At 73.1% G+C, this 16,381-nt stretch carries 13 protein-coding genes and 1 pseudogene; 2 read left to right on the top strand and 12 right to left on the bottom strand.

Features of this window, described 5'->3' with window-relative positions; translation table 11 throughout:
* From DT057_RS29455 to urtA, 9 genes and pseudogenes are all read right to left on the bottom strand, one after another.
* On the bottom strand, positions 1-573 hold a 573-nt coding region (locus DT057_RS29455), incomplete at its 3' end, for a translation initiation factor IF-2 associated domain-containing protein (RefSeq protein ID WP_203236411.1).
* Positions 574-687: 114 nt separating this feature from the next.
* Positions 688-1,467: an RNA-binding protein gene (locus tag DT057_RS29450; protein WP_128565622.1), complete on the bottom strand. Its 780-nt coding sequence runs from the start codon at positions 1,465-1,467 to the stop codon at positions 688-690.
* Positions 1,468-1,508: 41 nt separating this feature from the next.
* Positions 1,509-3,167 (bottom strand): transcription termination factor NusA, encoded by a 1,659-nt coding sequence (gene nusA / locus DT057_RS29445; protein ID WP_128565621.1) that lies wholly within the window; start codon positions 3,165-3,167, stop codon positions 1,509-1,511.
* A 285-nt stretch (positions 3,168-3,452) separates the two neighbouring features.
* Positions 3,453-4,052: pseudogene (gene rimP / locus DT057_RS29440) on the bottom strand (ribosome maturation factor RimP); the annotation flags it as partial.
* A 278-nt stretch (positions 4,053-4,330) separates the two neighbouring features.
* Complete coding sequence (gene urtE, locus DT057_RS29435) at positions 4,331-5,026, bottom strand: urea ABC transporter ATP-binding subunit UrtE (RefSeq protein WP_128565620.1); 696 nt, start codon at positions 5,024-5,026, stop codon at positions 4,331-4,333.
* 11 nt (positions 5,027-5,037) lie between these two features.
* Positions 5,038-5,841, bottom strand: a complete 804-nt coding sequence (gene urtD / locus DT057_RS29430) for an urea ABC transporter ATP-binding protein UrtD (protein WP_128565619.1) — start codon at positions 5,839-5,841, stop codon at positions 5,038-5,040.
* A complete protein-coding gene (urtC, locus tag DT057_RS29425) occupies positions 5,838-6,998 on the bottom strand; it encodes an urea ABC transporter permease subunit UrtC (RefSeq protein WP_128565618.1) in 1,161 nt (386 codons plus the stop codon). Before urtC ends, urtD begins: the two co-directional genes overlap by 4 nt.
* Before the next feature lie 3 nt (positions 6,999-7,001).
* Positions 7,002-8,618, bottom strand: coding sequence for an urea ABC transporter permease subunit UrtB (urtB, locus tag DT057_RS29420; RefSeq protein WP_128565617.1), 1,617 nt, complete (start codon positions 8,616-8,618; stop codon positions 7,002-7,004).
* A gap of 261 nt (positions 8,619-8,879) precedes the next feature.
* Positions 8,880-10,166 carry an urea ABC transporter substrate-binding protein gene (gene urtA, locus DT057_RS29415; RefSeq protein ID WP_128565623.1) on the bottom strand — a complete coding sequence of 429 codons (1,287 nt, stop codon included), beginning with the start codon at positions 10,164-10,166 and terminating at the stop codon, positions 8,880-8,882.
* A 280-nt stretch (positions 10,167-10,446) separates the two neighbouring features.
* Between urtA and DT057_RS29410 the strand changes: the two genes are divergently transcribed.
* Complete coding sequence (locus tag DT057_RS29410) at positions 10,447-12,111, top strand: alpha-amylase family protein (protein WP_128565616.1); 1,665 nt, start codon at positions 10,447-10,449, stop codon at positions 12,109-12,111.
* Positions 12,112-12,155: 44 nt separating this feature from the next.
* Here DT057_RS29410 and argE read toward each other — a convergent pair whose 3' ends face one another.
* Both argE and DT057_RS29400 read right to left on the bottom strand, forming a co-directional pair.
* A complete protein-coding gene (gene argE / locus DT057_RS29405) occupies positions 12,156-13,358 on the bottom strand; it encodes an acetylornithine deacetylase (RefSeq protein WP_128565615.1) in 1,203 nt (400 codons plus the stop codon).
* A gap of 305 nt (positions 13,359-13,663) precedes the next feature.
* Positions 13,664-14,011 (bottom strand): DUF1491 family protein, encoded by a 348-nt coding sequence (locus tag DT057_RS29400; RefSeq protein ID WP_128565614.1) that lies wholly within the window; start codon positions 14,009-14,011, stop codon positions 13,664-13,666.
* A 199-nt stretch (positions 14,012-14,210) separates the two neighbouring features.
* Here DT057_RS29400 and DT057_RS29395 point away from each other — a divergent pair, with 199 nt between their 5' ends.
* A complete protein-coding gene (locus DT057_RS29395) occupies positions 14,211-15,740 on the top strand; it encodes an amidase (RefSeq protein WP_128565613.1) in 1,530 nt (509 codons plus the stop codon).
* On the opposite strand, the gene DT057_RS29390 is transcribed toward DT057_RS29395, so the two are convergent.
* On the bottom strand, positions 15,730-16,381 hold a 652-nt coding region (locus DT057_RS29390; protein WP_128565612.1), incomplete at its 5' end, for a peptidoglycan-binding domain-containing protein. The genes DT057_RS29395 and DT057_RS29390 overlap by 11 nt on opposite strands.

Below are 16,381 nucleotides of genomic sequence, written 5' to 3'. Positions count from 1 at the left end.
CGGCGCCGGGGCAGCGGCGGCCGGTGCCGGCGCGGCGGCGCGGGCCGCCTCGTCGCTCATGCGGCGCTCGGCCTCCTCGGCGGCACGGCGCTTGCGCGCGTCCTCCTGGCGGCGGCGCTCCTCCTCGTCGCGCTTGCGGGACTCGGCGGCCTCGCGCTCGCGCTGCTCGGCGGCCTCGCGCTCGACGCGGCGGCGGACCTCGTCGGAGGCGCGGCGGCGCTCGTCCTCCTCGCGCCGGCGGGCGTCCGCCAGCGCGTTGAGGCGCGCGCTCTGCTCCTGGTCGCTGAGGGTGCGCAGCACCACGCCCGAGCGGGCGGCGGCCGGGCGCTCCTGCGGCCGGGGGGGCGGCGCGGAGCGGCTCGGGCCCGGGGAGGACGAGGCCTCCTTCGGGGCTGCCGGTGCCGGAGAGGCACCGACGACGCGACGCTTCACCGTCTCGACCACGACCGACTTCGAGCGGCCGTGGGAGAAGCTCTGGCGCACGACGCCCTGCTCGATCGGACGCTTCATCGAGAGCGTCTTCGAGGGGGCGTTGTGCAGCGTCTTGTCGCCCGGATTCTTCGTCTCACTCATTCAGTTCAGACCCTGGGGGTTCTCGTCATCCCGGGACCCGGCCTCCCGGGGGCCGCCTCCCATCCGTAATCCCGGGAGCGCACCCGCCGACCGGGCCGATCCCATTCGATCTACTCAACCACCGGCCACCGGGGGGCCGGTCCGCTCCGTCGTTCCACCATCCTGGACAGCGTCCGGGAGCGCCGCGTCGGCGCCGTCCGGCGCCGTTCCGACGATCTCGGGCGTCGCCGCCTCGCCGCGAAAAGCGTGGAGCCGACGCCAACGCGCGAGCAAGCCGGTCGTGCCGGCTCCCGCGACGAGGGCAGCATGTATCACATGATCCCGGCCCAAGGCCATGTCCAATTCTTCACCGGACAGGTCGTCGATCACCGGTACGGCCGATATGGCATCGCCGTAGCGTCTCCGCAATGCCTGGGCGAGCTTGCGGCGCCCGTCCGGGCTGGCGTCGCGGGCGTGCAGGAGGGCGCGGACGCCCCCCGGGCTGCCGACCTGGCTCTCGACCTTCGTGAAGCCGGTCACCACGCAGCCGGCCTTGTTGGCGAGGGAGAGGGCCTGGCGCAGGTCCTGACGCAGCGTCGCCTCGATCACATCCGCGAGATCGGCCGGGACGACCGCGCCCTTGACCCGGAAGGCGCGCTGGAACAGGCGCCGCCGCGTCGCCTCGGCCACCGCCGCGCGGGTCGCCGTCACCCACGCGCCGCGTCCGGGCAGCCGGGCCCGCATGTCCGCCACCACGCGCTCGTCGGGGCCGAGGGCGAAGCGGATCATCCCGGCGGGCGGCTGCGCGGTGCGGGTCACCAGGCAGGTGCGCTCCGCGCCCGCGCGCCCGCGCCCGATCCCGGCATCGAGGATGTCCGGGAGGTCGTCGGTGTCCTGCGTCTCGGCGTCCGGCATCGGCGCTCCGGGCTCCTCGGGGTTCGGCCGCCGGGGCGCCCTCAGGTCGGCTGCCCCTCGGCCTGGGCCTCCTCGTCCTCGGCCCGGGCCTCCCCGTCGCCCTCGGCGGGCTCCTCCCCGTCGCCCTCGGCGGGCTCTTCCTCGGGGGCCGGCGCCTCGATCCAGCCCGCGTGCACGCGGGCCGCCATGATCATCGCCTCGGCCTCGGCCCGCGACAGCTCGAACCCGTCGAGGAAGCCCGCGTGGCGGACGGCCTCCGGGCCGCGGCCCTCGGTGTACCCGACGAGGTCGTCGGTGGCGCACCCGGCCAGGTCCTCGACCGTGCGCACCTCGTTCTCGCCGAGGGCCACCATCATCGGGGTCGTGATGCCGTCGATGTCGCGCAGCTCGTCGGCGACGCCGAGCTCCTGGCGCCGCGCGTCGTGCTCGGCCTCGATCCGGTTGAGGTAGTCGATCGCCCGCGCCTGGATCTCGGCGGCGGTCTCCTCGTCGAGGCCCTGGATGTTGCCGAGGTCGCCGGGCTCGACGTAGGCGATCTCCTCGACGGAGCGGAAGCCCTCCGCGGCGAGGAGCTGGCCCACGGTCTCGTCGACGTCGAGGGCCTCCATGAAGGTGTTCGTGCGCTCGACGAACTCCTTCTGGCGCCGCTCGGATTCCTCGGCCTCGGTCAGGATGTCGATGTCCCAGCCGGTGAGCTGGGAGGCGAGGCGCACGTTCTGGCCGCGCCGGCCGATGGCGAGCGAGAGCTGGTCGTCGGGCACCACCACCTCGATGCGGTCGGCCTCCTCGTCGAGCACCACCTTCACCACCTCGGCGGGCTGGAGGGCGTTGACGATGAAGGTCGCCTGGTCCTGCGACCACGGGATGATGTCGATCTTCTCGCCCTGCAGCTCGCCGACGACGGCCTGGACGCGCGAGCCGCGCATGCCCACGCAGGCACCGACGGGGTCGATCGAGGAATCGCGCGAGATCACCGCGATCTTGGCGCGCGAGCCGGGATCGCGCGCCACCGCCTTCACCTCGACGATGCCGTCGTAGATCTCCGGCACTTCCTGGCCGAAGAGCTTGGCCATGAACTGCGGGTGCGAGCGCGACAGGAAGATCTGGGGCCCGCGCACCTCGCGGCGCACGTCGAACAGGTAGGAGCGGATGCGGTCGCCGGGCCGGAAGGTCTCGCGCGGGATCGCCTCGTCGCGGCGCACGATGCCCTCGCCGCGGCCAAGGTCGACGATGACGTTGCCGTACTCGACGCGCTTGACGAGGCCGTTGACGATCTCGCCGATGCGGTCCTTGTACTCCTCGTACTGGCGGTCGCGCTCGGCGTCGCGGACCTTCTGGACGATCACCTGCTTGGCCGACTGGGCGGCGACGCGGCCGAAGTCGAAGGGCGGCAGGGTGTCGGAGATCACGTCGCCGACCTGGGCGGCCGGGTTGTGCCGGCGGGCCGATTCGAGGTCGATCTCGCGGGCGTCGCTCTCGACCTCGTCGACCACGAGCAGGTGGCGCGACAGGCGCAGGGCGCCGGTGCGGGGGTCGATCTCGGCGTGGACGTCGGTCTCGGCCCCGTAGCGCGACCGGGCCGCCTTGGCGATCGCCTCCTCCATGGCGCCGATCACGATGGAGCGGTCGATCACCTTCTCGCGGGCGACCGCCTCGGCGATCTGGAGGAGCTCGAGCCTGTTGGCGCTGACGACGGCCATCGGTTCAATCCTTCCCTTCAGGGGTCTTAGGTGTTCGGGGTACGGGTCGGGGGCGGTCCGTCCGGATCCGGCCCGGCCGGGCGCGGATCCGAGGTCCCGGGTCCGCACCCCGGGTCCTCTGCGGCGAGCCGCGAACGCCTCGCCGCGCAGTCTCCCGGGGGCACCGGATCGGGTCCGGCGCTCCCGGCTCTCGGCAGGCGCCGCGACGGCGCCTGCCGGGGCCGTCGCGGCGTCCGGCGGGCCGCGCCGCCCGCCACCCGCTCAATGGGTAGCGGGGGCCGGCGCGGCGGCGTCGCCCTCGTCCTCGTCTCCGTCCTCGTCCCCGTCGTCCCGGGGCGGCGCGGAGCCGCGCCGCAGCGACTCGCGCACCAGCGCGTCGGTGAGGACGAGGTGCGCCTCGCCGAGGTCGCGCAGCGGCAGGTCGTAGGCGGAGGGCAGGCCCTCCTTCACGTCCGCGAGGGCGATGCGCAGGGTGGCGCCGTCCGGGTTGAGGCCCGCGACGACGCCCCGGAACCGCTTGCGCCCGTCGAGGGGCACCGCCAGCTCGATCTTGGCCTCGTGCCCCGCCCAGCGCGCGAAGTCGCCGGCGCGGACGAGCGGCCGGTCGATGCCCGGGGAGGAGACCTCCAGGTGATAGGCGCGCCCGACCGGGTCGTCGAGGTCGAGGAGCGGCGAGACCGTGCGGCTCACGCCCTCGCAATCGTCCACCGTCATGGTGCCGTCCGGCCGCTCGGCCATGATCTGCACCGTGCAGCCGTTCTGGTTCGAGACCCGCACCCGCACGAGGCGGTAGCCGAGGCCCTCGATGGCCGGCTCGACGATCTGCGCCACCCGCGCGGCGACGCCGGTCTCGGTGATCAGCCGTTTCTCGTGAGCGTCCGTCATGTCCGTCATGTCTGGCGCATCGTCCCGCACCGGTGGCGCCCGGACCCGCGGCAATAAAAAAGAGCGGACCCCGAGGGGCCCACTCCCGAACCGCGACCTCTCGACCGCACCCAGAACTGATGTGTCGGGAGATAATCGCGAATCGACTGGATTGCAAGGGATTTGCGCGGGCCGCCGCCGGTGCGGCCGGGAACGCGCCGCCGGCGGCCCGGGGAAGCGGGCCGCGCCCGCCCGGGACAGGACCCGCGCCGCAGCGCCTCAGGCCCCGTCGCGCCGGCTCACACCGACAGCCAGCGCCGGACCTGCGCCTCGACCATGCCGGAGCGCGGGCCCGCCTCGACCACCTGGCCGCGGTCCATCACCGCGTAGGAGTCGCAGAGGTCGCGGGCCCACTCGAAGTACTGCTCGACGAGCACGATCGCCATCTCGCCCTTGCCGCGCAGGTAGCCGATGGCGCGGCCGATATCCTTGATGATCGAGGGCTGGATGCCCTCGGTCGGCTCGTCGAGGACGAGGACGCGGGGGCGCGTCACCAGGGCGCGGCCGATGGCGAGCTGCTGCTGCTGGCCGCCCGAGAGGTCGCCGCCGCGCCGGTGCAGCATGTCCTTGAGCACCGGGAAGAGGTCGTAGATCTCGGCCGGCACGTGGCGGTCGCGGCGCTTGAGCGGCGCGAAGCCCGTCTCCAGGTTCTCCTTCACGGTGAGGAGCGGGAAGATCTCGCGGCCCTGCGGCACGAAGGCGATGCCCTGGCGGGCGCGGTCGTAGGGGGCGAGCCGGCTGATGTCCCGGCCGTCCAGGCGCACGGCGCCCTTCGAGACCGGCTGCTGGCCCACGATGGCGCGCATGAGCGAGGTCTTGCCGACCCCGTTGCGGCCGAGCACGGCCGTCACCTGCCCCACCTCGGCGGTGAGCGAGACGCCGCGCAGGGCCTGGGCGGCGCCGTAATGGAGGTCGATCGCGTCGACGGTGAGCATGGCGCGGCTCCTCAGCGGCCGAGATAGACCTCGACCACCCGCGGGTCGGCCGAGACGGAGTCGATCGAGCCCTCGGCCAGCACCGCGCCCTCGTGCAGGCAGGTGACCCGGCACTGGAGCGCGCGGACGAAGGCCATGTCGTGCTCGACCACGATCACGGCGTGGTCCCGGGCGATCCGGCGCAGGAGGGCCGCGGTCGCCTCGGTCTCGGCGTCGGTCATGCCGGCGACCGGCTCGTCCACGAGGAGGAGCTTGGGGTCCTGGGCGAGCAGCATGCCGATCTCCAGCCACTGCTTCTGGCCGTGGGAGAGGTCGGCGGCGGGCCGCGCCCGGTGGGCGAGGAGCCCGGCGGTCTCCAGGATCGCGTCGATCCGCGCCGCCTCGACCCGGTTGCGCCAGCCGAACAGCGAGGCGACCGCGGCCCGGGGGCCCTTGAGGGCGAGCAGGATGTTGTCGGCGACGGTGTGGCTGTCGAACACCGTCGGCTTCTGGAACTTGCGGCCGATCCCGAGCTGCGCGATGTCGGCCTCGTCCATCCTCGTCAGGTCGTGCCGGCCGTCGAACATCACCAGGCCGGTATCGGGCCGGGTCTTGCCCGTGATGCAGTCCATCATGGTGGTCTTGCCAGCGCCGTTCGGGCCGATGATGGCCCGCATCTCCCCGGGCATCAGGGTCAGGGACAGGCCGCGCAGGGCCCGGTAGCCGTCGAACGTGACCTTGATGTCGTCGACGTAGAGGAGCGTGCTGGTGAGCCGCTTGTCCGGGGCGGGCGCGCCAGCCTCGGGGGCGGGCTGCAGGGCGACGGCGGCGCTCATGATCCGCGGCCCTCCTCGGCCAGGGCCGGCGGGATCTCGCCGGGCGCGGGGCCCGGCAGGCGGGCGCGGGCGCGCCGGCTGCCCAGGCGCTCGACCAATGTGCCGACGATGCCGCGGGGCAGGAACAGCGTCACGACGACGAACAGGGCGCCGAGGGCGAACAGCCAGGCGTCCGGCATCGCCCCGGTGAGCAGGGTCTTGGCGTAGTTCACCAGCACGGCGCCGAGCGCCGCCCCGACGAGGGTGCCCCGGCCCCCGACCGCGACCCAGATCACCGCCTCGATCGAGTTCGCGGGCGCGAACTCGGAGGGGTTGATGATGCCGACCTGCGGCACGTAGAGGGCGCCCGCCACCCCGGCCATCATGGCCGAGACCGTGAAGGCCAGGACCTTGAAGTGCGCGGTGCGGTAGCCGAGGAAGCGCGTGCGCGATTCCGCGTCCCGGATCGCCACCAGCACCTTGCCGAACGCCGACGTCGTCATGAAGCGGGCGACCAGGTAGGCCAGCGCCAGCGCCAGCGCGGTCAGCACGAACAGCACCACCCGGGTGCCCTGCGCCTGCACGTTGAAGCCGAGCACGTCCTTGAAGTCGGTCAGGCCGTTGTTGCCGCCGAGGCCCATGTCGTTGCGGAAGAAGGCCAGCATCAGCGCGAAGGTCATCGCCTGCGTGATGATCGACAGGTAGACGCCCGTGACCCGCGACCGGAAGGCGAGCCAGCCGAACACGAAGGCGAGGAGGCCCGGCACGACGAGCACCATCAGGGCGGCGAACGGGAACAGGTCGAAGCCGTGCCAGTACCAGGGCAGCGCCTTGTAGTTCAGGAACACCATGAAGTCGGGCAGGACCGGGTTGCCGTAGACGCCGCGCGGGCCGATCTGGCGCATCAGGTACATGCCCATCGCGTAGCCGCCGAGCGCGAAGAAGGCGCCGTGGCCGAGCGAGAGGATGCCGCAATAGCCCCAGACGAGGTCGAGGCTGAGCGCCAGGATGGCGTAGGCGAGGTACTTGCCCATCAGCGAGACCGCGTAGGTCGGCACGTGCAGGCCCGAGCCGGGCGCCGTCGTCAGGTTGAGCACCGGCACGACCACGCAGGCCGCCGCGAGCACGCCGAGGAAGATCCAGCCCTGCCTGTCGATCCGGGAGAGGAGCGGGGTCATGCGTCAGGCCTCCACCGCCCGGCCCTTGAGCGCGAACAGGCCGCGCGGCCGCTTCTGGATGAACAGGATGATGAAGACGAGGAGCAGGATCTTGCCCAGCACCGCGCCCGCGTAGGGCTCGAGGAACTTGTTGGCGACCCCGAGGGTGAGCGCCGCCACGAGCGTGCCCCAGAGGTTGCCGACGCCGCCGAACACCACGACCAGGAACGAGTCGATGATGTAGCCCTGGCCGAGATTGGGCGAGACGTTGTCGATCTGCGACAGGGCCACGCCCGCCACGCCCGCGATGCCCGAGCCGAGGCCGAACGTGAAGGCGTCGATCCAGGGCGTGCGGATGCCCATGGCGGAGGCCATGCGCCGGTTCTGGGTCACCGCCCGGGTCTTCAGCCCGAAGGAGGTCGCCTTCAGGATCAGGTTGAGGGCGAGGAACACCGCGAGGGCGAAGACCACGATCCAGAGCCGGCCCCAGGTGATCGAGAGGCCGAACAGGTCGAAGGCGCCCGCCATGTAGGAGGGCGCGCCGACCTCGCGGTTCGAGGGGCCGAAGACCGAGCGCACGGCCTGCTGCAGGATCAGGCTGATGCCCCAGGTGGCGAGCAGCGTCTCGAGGGGCCGGCCGTAGAGGTGGCGGATGACGACGCGCTCGATCAGGATCCCGACCGCGCCCGCGACCAGGAAGGCGAGCGGGATCGCGATCGGCAGCGACCAGCCGAACAGGGCGGGCGCGTTCTGGCGGATCAGCTCCTGCACCAGGTAGGTGGTGTAGGCGCCGAGCATCACCATCTCGCCGTGGGCCATGTTGATGATGCCCATCACCCCGAACGTGATGGCGAGCCCGATGGCGGCGAGGAGCAGGACCGAGCCGAGGGAGACGCCGTACCAGGCGTTCTGGACGTTGGCCATCAGCGCCATGCGGGTCTCGATGCCGGTGACCCCGCGGGCGGCGGCGTCGCGCACGCTCGCGGCCGGGTCCGCCGAGAGCCCGCGCAGGATCGCGAGCGCCTCGCTGTCGCCGCGGGCCTGGAGGACCGAGACCGCGCCGAGCCGCTCGCCCTCGGGGGTGCCGGGGCTCGCCAGGAGCGCGGCGGCGCGGGCCTCCTGCATCGTCCGCTTCACGCCCGCGTCGCTCTCGCGGGCGAGCGCCGCGTCGAGGGCCGGCAGCACGGCGGTGTCGCGGGCCTTGAACACCGCGTCGGCGGCGACGCGCCGGGTGCCGGCGTCGGGCGCCAGCAGGTTGAGGCTGCCCTGCGCCGCATCGATGGCCCGGCGCACGCGGTTGTTGAGCCGCACGGGCTTCAACCCGTCGGCGCCCGGGAGGGCGGCCCCCGTGCGGGCGTCGGTCAGCGCCGCGCCGTCCCTGATCGCGAGCAGCCGGTCGTCGGGGCGAAACAGCAGGCGGTTGTCGGCGAGCGCCCGCAGCACGGCGCCCGCCCTCGGGTCGCCGCTCGCCGCCAGGAGCGCGATGCCGGCCTCGATGTCGCCGTAGCTGTCGCTGGCGAGGCGCGCGTAGGCCGCCTCGGGGGAGGGCTGGCCCGCACCCGCGGGCGGCGACTGCGCCGCGGCCGCGAGCGACCAGGCGGCGCAGCAGGCGGCGATGAGGAGGACGAGGCAGCGGCGCATCCAGGGAGTGTCCGTTCGTTGAGCGTCGGCGGTGCCCGCCCGGCGGGCGAATGTTGCCCGCCCGGCGGGCGAGCGCGGGAGCCCCTCTCCCGGGCGGGAGAGGGGCTCCCCGGTTGCGTCATCGCCGCGGGACGACCGGGCGGGCGCGAGGCCCCGCGCCCGGTCCGGGCCGCGGCCCCCTGGCGGGACGAGCCCGCGCGGGGAACCGCCCCCGCGGGGGCGGCCGCGATCCGGCGGCCGTCGGGCCGGGCGCTCAGGCGCTCAGGCGCCGCCGCACTTCTTGGTCTTGGTGTTGTAGTTGCCGCAGTTCAGCTTGACCCAGTCGGCCTCGAGGTCCTTGGAGCCGTCGAGCTCCTTCGACCAGGCGTCGCCGGCGATGAGGCCGTCGGTCTTCCACACCACGTCGAACTGGCCGTTGTCCTTGATCTCGCCGATGAAGACCGGCTTGGTGATGTGGTGGTTGGCCAGCATCTCGGAGGTGCCGCCGGTGAGGTTGTCCTGCTTGGTGCCCGGCAGCGCCGCGATCACCTTGTCGGGCTCGATCGTCCCGGCCTTCTCGACCGCCTTCACCCACATGTTGAAGCCGATGTAGTGGGCCTCCATGGGATCGTTGGTGACGCGCTTCGGGTTCTTGGTGAAGTCGTGCCACTGCTTGATGAAGGCCTTGTTGGCCGGCGTGTCGATCGACATGAAGTAGTTCCAGGCCGCGAGGTGGCCCAGCAGCGGCTTCGTGTCGATGCCGGCCAGCTCCTCCTCGCCGACCGAGAAGGCGACGACCGGGATGTCGGTGGCCTTGAGGCCCTGGTTGGCCAGCTCCTTGTAGAACGGCACGTTGGCGTCGCCGTTGATGGTCGAGACCACCGCGGTCTTCTTGCCGGCGGAGCCGAAGCTCTTGATCGCCGCGACGCGGGTCTGCCAGTCGGACTGGCCGAACGGGGTGTAGTTGATCGAGATGTCCTCGGGCTTCACGCCCTTGGCCTTGAGGTAGGCCTCGAGGATCTTGTTGGTCGTGCGCGGATAGACGTAGTCGGTGCCCTCGAGCACCCAGCGCTGGACCTTCTCCTCCTTCATCAGGTAGTCGACGGCCGGGATCGCCTGCTGGTTCGGCGCCGCACCCGTGTAGAACACGTTGCGCTCGCTCTCCTCGCCCTCGTACTGGACGGGGTAGAACAGGATCGAGTTCAGCTCCTTGAACACCGGCAGCACGGACTTGCGCGACACGCTGGTCCAGCAGCCGAACACCGCCGAGACCTTGTCCTTGGCGATCAGCTCGCGGGCCTTCTCGGCGAAGAGCGGCCAGTTCGAGGCCGGGTCGACCACGACGGCCTCGAGCTTCTTGCCGAGCACGCCGCCCTTCTTGTTCTGCTCGTCGATGAGCATCAGCATGACGTCTTTGAGCGTCGTCTCGGAGATCGCCATGGTGCCCGAGAGCGAGTGCAGGATGCCGACCTTGATGGTCTCCTGCGCCGAGGCGGCGGTCGCCGCGAGCGTGCCGAGCGCGAGCCCGCCCGCCACGGTGGCGCGCGAGAGCCACCCCTTCCACGTCATGTTCATATTGTTCCATCCCCTGACCGAATGCGGCCCCGGCGCCTTCCGCAAAGGGTGTGCCAGCCGGTGTGCAGGGCAAAAGTTCCCGATTCCCTGGATTAAAATCTGGGCATTCGCCGCGCCACGCCCGCTTCGCCACGGCGGGTTGCCTGGCGGACAGGCATCTGCTGAATTTCTCGGCAGCCGCTGCCCCGCGGCGGCGCGGGCGCGCCGGAGCCCCGTGCGCCGCGCGGCCCTACCTAGAGGCGGGCCCGGCGCGGCGGGCGGGAGGGGTGCGGGCGTGATCGAGGATCTCTGGTACAAGAACGCCGTCGTCTACTGCCTGTCGGTCGGGACCTTCCTGGACGCCAACGGCGACGGGATCGGCGATTTCGAGGGGCTGGAGCGGCGCCTCGACTACCTGCAGGGCCTCGGCGTCACGGCGATCTGGCTGATGCCGTTCCAGCCCTCGCCCGGGCGCGACAACGGCTACGACGTCTGCGACCATTACGGCGTCGACCCGCGCTACGGCACGCTCGGCGACTTCGTGGCCTTCACCCACGCGGCCAAGCAGCGCGGCCTCAAGGTGCTGATCGACCTCGTGGTCAACCACACCTCCGACCAGCATCCCTGGTTCCGGGAAGCCCGGGCCGACCCGCAGGCCCGCACCCGCGACTGGTACGTCTGGTCGAGGACGAAGCCCCCGCACGCCGACGAGGGCATGGTCTTCCCGGGCGTGCAGAAGAGCACCTGGACCTACGACCGCGCCGCGAAGGCCTGGTACTTCCACCGCTTCTACGACTTCCAGCCCGACCTCAACACCGCCAACCCCCACGTCCAGGCCGAGATCCTGAAGATCATGGGGTTCTGGATCCAGCTCGGCGTCTCGGGCTTCCGCATGGACGCGGTGCCGTTCGTGATCGCCGAGAAGGGGCCGGAGGTGGCGGGCGAGCCCGTCGAGCAGTTCGCCATGCTGCGCCAGTTCCGCGAGTTCCTGCAATGGCGCCAGGGCGACGCCATCATCCTGGCCGAGGCGAACGTGCTGCCGAAGCAGGACCTCGACTACTTCGGCGCCGACGCCGACCGCATGCACATGATGTTCAACTTCCAGGTCAACCAGGCGCTGTTCTACGCCCTGGCGGCGGCCGACGCCCGCCCCCTGGTGAGCGCCCTGAGGAAGACCTGGAACCGGCCGCCCTCGGCCCAGTGGGCCCTGTTCCTGCGCAACCACGACGAGCTCGACCTCGGGCGCCTCAGCGAGCGCCAGCGCCAAGCCGTCTTCGCTGCCTTCGGGCCCGAGCCCGGGATGCAGCTCTACGGGCGGGGCATCCGCCGCCGGCTCGCGCCGATGCTCGGGGGCGACCGCCGCCGGATCGAGCTCGCCTACAGCCTGATGTTCACCCTGCCGGGCACGCCGGTGCTGCGCTACGGCGACGAGATCGGCATGGGCGACGACCTCTCGCTGCCGGAGCGCGAGTGCGCCCGCACGCCGATGCAGTGGTCGGACGAGCCGCAGGGCGGCTTCAGCCTGAGCGACCGGCCGGCGGTGAGGCCGATCCACGGCGGCCCCTACGCCTTCGCCCACGTCAACGCCGCCGCGCAGCGCCAGGACCCGGAATCGCTCCTCAACTGGATGGAGCGCATCATCCGCATGCGCAAGGAGGTGCCGGAGATCGGCTGGGGCGACTTCACGGCCCTCGACGCGGGACGGCGCGAGGTGCTCGCCCTGCGCTACGACTGGCGCGACACCGCGGTCCTGTGCCTGCACAACCTCGGCGCCGAGCCCCGGGAGGTCTCCTTCGCCACCGGGCTCGACGGCGAGGGCCGCAACCTGATCGACCTCCTCACCGGCCAGCGCAGCCGGGCGGACGAGGCGGGGCGGCACACCGTGCTGCTGGAGGGGTACGGCTACCGCTGGTACCGGGTGGGCGGGCTGGACTACCTGCTGCGGCGCCGCGAGATCTGAAAGGGGCGGCGCCCGGGGGGCCTCCGGGAGGCCCGGGCGCCCGCTCACCCCTCCCGGCACTCCGCGATCAGCCGGCGGACGAACTGCGCGCAGGCGTCCAGCTCCGCCGCCTCGATGTACTCGTCGGCCTTGTGGGCGCGGGCGATGTCGCCCGGGCCGATCACCACGGAGGGCACGTTCCCGAGCGCCTGGAAGAGCCCGGCCTCGGTCCCGTACGAGACCTTGGCGTGGCCGTTGCGGCCGGCCAGGCGCTTGGCGAGGGTCACCAGGGGGGTGTCCGGGGCGATCTCGAGGCCCGGGTAATCGATCAGCGGGGCGACCTCGAGGCCGCAGGCCGGGTCGCGCGCCCGCATCTCGGGCGCCAGGACGTCGCGCGCGTACGCGAGGGCGCCCTCCGCGAGGGCCCGGGGATCGTCCGCCGCGACGGCCCGGAACTCGAACCCGACGGTGCAGCGGTCCGGCACGATGTTGAGCGCCGTGCCGCCCTGCACCAGGGCGGTGAGCCCGGTCGTGTGGGGCACGTCGTAGAGCCCGTCCCGGGCGCCCTCGCGCGCGAGCCCCTCGGCGGTGACCCGGACGTGCTCGATGAAGCGGGCCGCGTACTCGACGGCGTTGACCCCGGAGGGCGCCAGCGCCGAGTGGCAGGCCTTGCCCCGGAAGGTCACCTGGGCGGCGTACTTGCCCTTGTGGCCGATCACCACCGCCATGCCGGTCGGCTCGCCCACGAAGCAGCCGAGCGGCGCGACCCCGGCCCGGCGCATGTGCGCGATCAGCGGCCGCACCCCGAGGCAGCCCACCTCCTCGTCGTAGGAGACCGCGAGGTGGAGCGGCCGCGCCAGGGGGGCCGCCGCCATCTCGGGCAGGAGCGCGAGGCAGACGGCGAGGAACCCCTTCATGTCCGAGGTGCCGCGGCCGTAGAGGCGCCCGTCGACCTCGGTCAGCCGGAAGGGATCGTGCGACCAGTCCTGGCCCTCCACCGGCACCACGTCGCTGTGGCCCGACAGCACGTAGCCGGGCCGGTCGGCGGGCCCGACGGTGATCCACAGGGCCGCCTTGCCGCCGGTCTCGTCCGGGACGCGCGCGACCGCGGCGCCGTGGCGCCGGGCGTAGTCCTCGACGAAGTCGACGAGCGGCAGGTTCGAGGCGGAGCTGACGGTCTCGAAGCCGACGAGGGCGGACAGCAGCTCCCTCGGGCTCGGCTGCCCGGGGCGCGGCGCGTCGGATCGTGGGTCGGCGGGGGCTGTCATGCGGCGCGTGAACCTGTGAGAGCCCGGGCGGTCGTGCTGCGCGAGCCCCGGCGAGGTGCGAGGCTTGCACGATCGCGGCCCCGCGCGCCAGCCGGCCGAGGCGCCCCGGCCGGCGGGGAGGCGATCGGGCGCGCGCCGGGGACGCTCCCGGGAGCCGCCCCCGCCCCGGCCGGAACGGCCACGGCTCCCGAGCCCTGCTTTCCCGCCAAGCCTTCCCCGCCAGGCCTTCCCCGCCAAGCCTTCTTCGTGGCCGAGCCTTGGTTGCCTCGCCGGGTTCTCGGCCGGCCGCGCCGCCGGGGATCGCCCTAGTCCTGCGCCGCGAGGTCGAGGAAGTGGCGGCCGTCGCGGTCGTCGATCTCGATGATCCAGAGGTCGGGATCGAACCGCATCTCCTTGCCGAGCCGCGTCTCGACGTCGGGCGGCGAGGCCTCGGCCATCAGGGTCTCGAAGCGGCGCGAGCCGTCGGCGTCGGCCTCGAACAAGGCCTGGGGCGCGGGCCCGTACAGGTCGGCGCGGCCGTCGAGGCGGTCGACCTTGACGAAGATCGCGCCGGCCTCCGGCGCGCCGCGGCGGCGCTGGACCGCGCTCACCCCCTCGACCCCGCAGCGGCGCAGGTGGGCGGCAACCCAGAAATCGGAGCGCAGGCGTGCCATCGAGCGGTCGTCCGGACGGTGCTGCCCCTCCCCTAGCCCGGAAGCGCTCCGGGGGCTACGCGGCGCGGCGGGCCGGGGCACCTGGACAGGCCGGCCCCTCCCCTGTCTCATCGCGGGGCCGGCCCGGAGCTTGCTCCGCCCGGCGGCGCGCCCGCGAACCGACACGCGCGGGCCGATTCCCCCGGCGAAGGAGACCGCGATGCCGCTCGGAACCCTGAGGCTTCCCACCCTCGACCAGCTCCGCGAGACCGCGGCGGATCTCGGGATGATCATGGGCGACGAGGAGCTCGCCCAGCACCGCGCCGCCCTGGAGGGCGGGATCGCGGCCTACAACCTCATCGACCAGCTGCCCGACGAGCTGCCGGAGGTGCGCTACCCGCGGCTGCCCGGCCGGCGGCCCTCCGCGGAGGAGAATCCCCTCGGGGCCTGGTACGTGCGGACGACCGTGGAGGGCGCCCCCTCCGGCAAGCTCAAGGGCAAGACGGTCGCCCTCAAGGACAACGTCTGCCTCGCCGGGGTGCCGATGATGAACGGCGCCTCGACCCTGGAGGGCTACGTGCCGGACGTCGACGCCACGGTCGTGCAGCGCATCCTGGATGCCGGCGGCACCATCGTGGGCAAGACGGTGTGCGAGTATTTCTGCTTCTCGGGCGGCAGCCACACCAGCGCGAGCGGGCCGGTCCACAACCCGCACCGGCGGGGCTACTCCGCCGGCGGCTCCTCGTCGGGCTCGGCCGCCGTGGTGGCGGCGGGCGAGGTGCCGATGGCCCTCGGGGGCGACCAGGGCGGCTCGATCCGGATCCCGGCCAGCTACTGCGGCATCTACGGCATGAAGCCGACCCACGGCCTCGTGCCCTACAGCGGCATCATGCCGATCGAGCTCACCCTCGACCATACCGGGCCGATGACCGCCACCGTCGAGGACAACGCCCTCCTGCTCGAGGTGCTGGCGGGACCCGACGGTCTCGACCCGCGCCAGTACGGCCCGGGGCCGAAGCCCTACCGCGAGGCCCTGGCGCGGGGCGCCGCCTCCGTGCGGATCGCGGTGGTGCAGGAGGGGTTCGGCCATCCGCAGTCGCAGGCGGCCTCGGACGCCGTGGTGCGCGAGGCGGCGGACCGCTTCCGCTCCCTGGGCGCCGCCGTCGAGACCGTCTCGATCCCGATGCACGCCCTCGGCGCCGCGATCTGGCTGCCGGTGGCGGCCGAGGGCGCGACCATGCAGATGATGCGCGGCAACGGCTTCGGCTTCAACTGGCAGGGGCTCTACGTCACCTCGATGCTCGACTTCCACAGCATGTGGCGCGGCCGCGCCGACGAGCTGTCCGAGACGTTGAAGAACACGATGCTGCTCGGCCAGCACATGGTGTCGCAGCACCGCGGGCACTACTATGCCAAGGCGCAGAACCTGGTGCGGCGCCTGCGGGCGGCCTACGACGCGGTGCTGAAGGACTACGATCTCCTGCTGATGCCGACCCTGCCGATGACGGCGACGCCGATCCCGGGTGCCGACGCCCCCACCTCGGAGATCCTCCAGCGCGCCTTCGAGATGCTGCCCAACACGGCGCCGTTCGACTGCACGCACCACCCGGCCATGAGCCTGCCCTGCGGCCTCGTCGACGGCCTGCCGGTCGGCCTGATGCTGGTCGGCCGCCTCTACGACGAGGAGACGGTCTACGCCGCGGCCGGCGCCTTCGAGTCCGGCGTCGACTGGCGCCGGCTCACGGCCTGAGGCCGGAGCGCGACGCGAGCTCCCGCAGCGTCCGGCTCGCCACCTCGGGGGTGCCGGGCAGGCGGCGGGCGCGCTCGAAGCGCTCGAGGGCCGCGCGGGTGCTCGGGCCGGCGAGCCCGTCGATGGCGAGCGGCCCGTAGCCGAGCTTCACCAGGGCCTTCTGGGCGAAGCTCACGGCGGAATCGGGCTTGCGCGCGCTCGAGGCCGCCGCGGCGTGCAGAACCTCGTCCTTCGGGGCGGCGGGGTCGGGCCTGCGCGCCTCGGCCTTCGCCTCCCTGGGAGCCTCGGCCCTGGGCGCCTCCGATCCGGGCGCCCCGGCCTTCTGCGCCTCGGGCCTGCGGGCCTCCTTCAGCCCCCCGGCCCGGGCGGGCGGGACCGCGCGGGCCGGGGCCTCCCGCGGCGTGACCGAGGCGGTGGTGTGGTCCTCGCCGCGGATCAGGTCGCCGATGGCGCCGCCCGGCTCCGGCGCGGCCGGACGGGCCGGGGGCACGGGCGGGGCGCTCCCCGGGGCGCGGCGCGGCTCCGCCCGGGCCTCCGCGGCCGGCCTGGGACCCGGGGGCGAGCCCTGGCCCTTGGCGAAGAGCGGGGCCGGGTGGCGGCCGGTCTGGAAGCTCAGGGCGTTCGCCGCGACCGCCGCCACG

It is taken from the genome of Methylobacterium crusticola, assembly GCF_003574465.1.
In the GTDB taxonomy this organism is placed as follows: domain Bacteria; phylum Pseudomonadota; class Alphaproteobacteria; order Rhizobiales; family Beijerinckiaceae; genus Methylobacterium; species Methylobacterium crusticola.
Note: the sequence above shows the minus strand (reverse complement) of the source record. Positions and strands in the feature narration are given on the sequence as shown.

Bases quoted from the DNA above. Each gene is read 5' to 3' on its own strand.
- DT057_RS29450 (WP_128565622.1), bottom strand. From the start codon at position 1,467: ATGCCGGACGCCGAGACGCAGGACACCGACGACCTCCCGGACATCCTC.
- nusA (WP_128565621.1), bottom strand. From the start codon at position 3,167: ATGGCCGTCGTCAGCGCCAACAGGCTCGAGCTCCTCCAGATCGCCGAG.
- urtE (WP_128565620.1), bottom strand. From the start codon at position 5,026: ATGCTCACCGTCGACGCGATCGACCTCCATTACGGCGCCGCCCAGGCC.
- urtD (WP_128565619.1), bottom strand. From the start codon at position 5,841: ATGAGCGCCGCCGTCGCCCTGCAGCCCGCCCCCGAGGCTGGCGCGCCC.
- urtC (WP_128565618.1), bottom strand. From the start codon at position 6,998: ATGACCCCGCTCCTCTCCCGGATCGACAGGCAGGGCTGGATCTTCCTC.
- urtB (WP_128565617.1), bottom strand. From the start codon at position 8,618: ATGCGCCGCTGCCTCGTCCTCCTCATCGCCGCCTGCTGCGCCGCCTGG.
- urtA (WP_128565623.1), bottom strand. From the start codon at position 10,166: ATGACGTGGAAGGGGTGGCTCTCGCGCGCCACCGTGGCGGGCGGGCTC.
- argE (WP_128565615.1), bottom strand. From the start codon at position 13,358: ATGACAGCCCCCGCCGACCCACGATCCGACGCGCCGCGCCCCGGGCAG.
- DT057_RS29400 (WP_128565614.1), bottom strand. From the start codon at position 14,011: ATGGCACGCCTGCGCTCCGATTTCTGGGTTGCCGCCCACCTGCGCCGC.
- DT057_RS29395 (WP_128565613.1), top strand. From the start codon at position 14,211: ATGCCGCTCGGAACCCTGAGGCTTCCCACCCTCGACCAGCTCCGCGAG.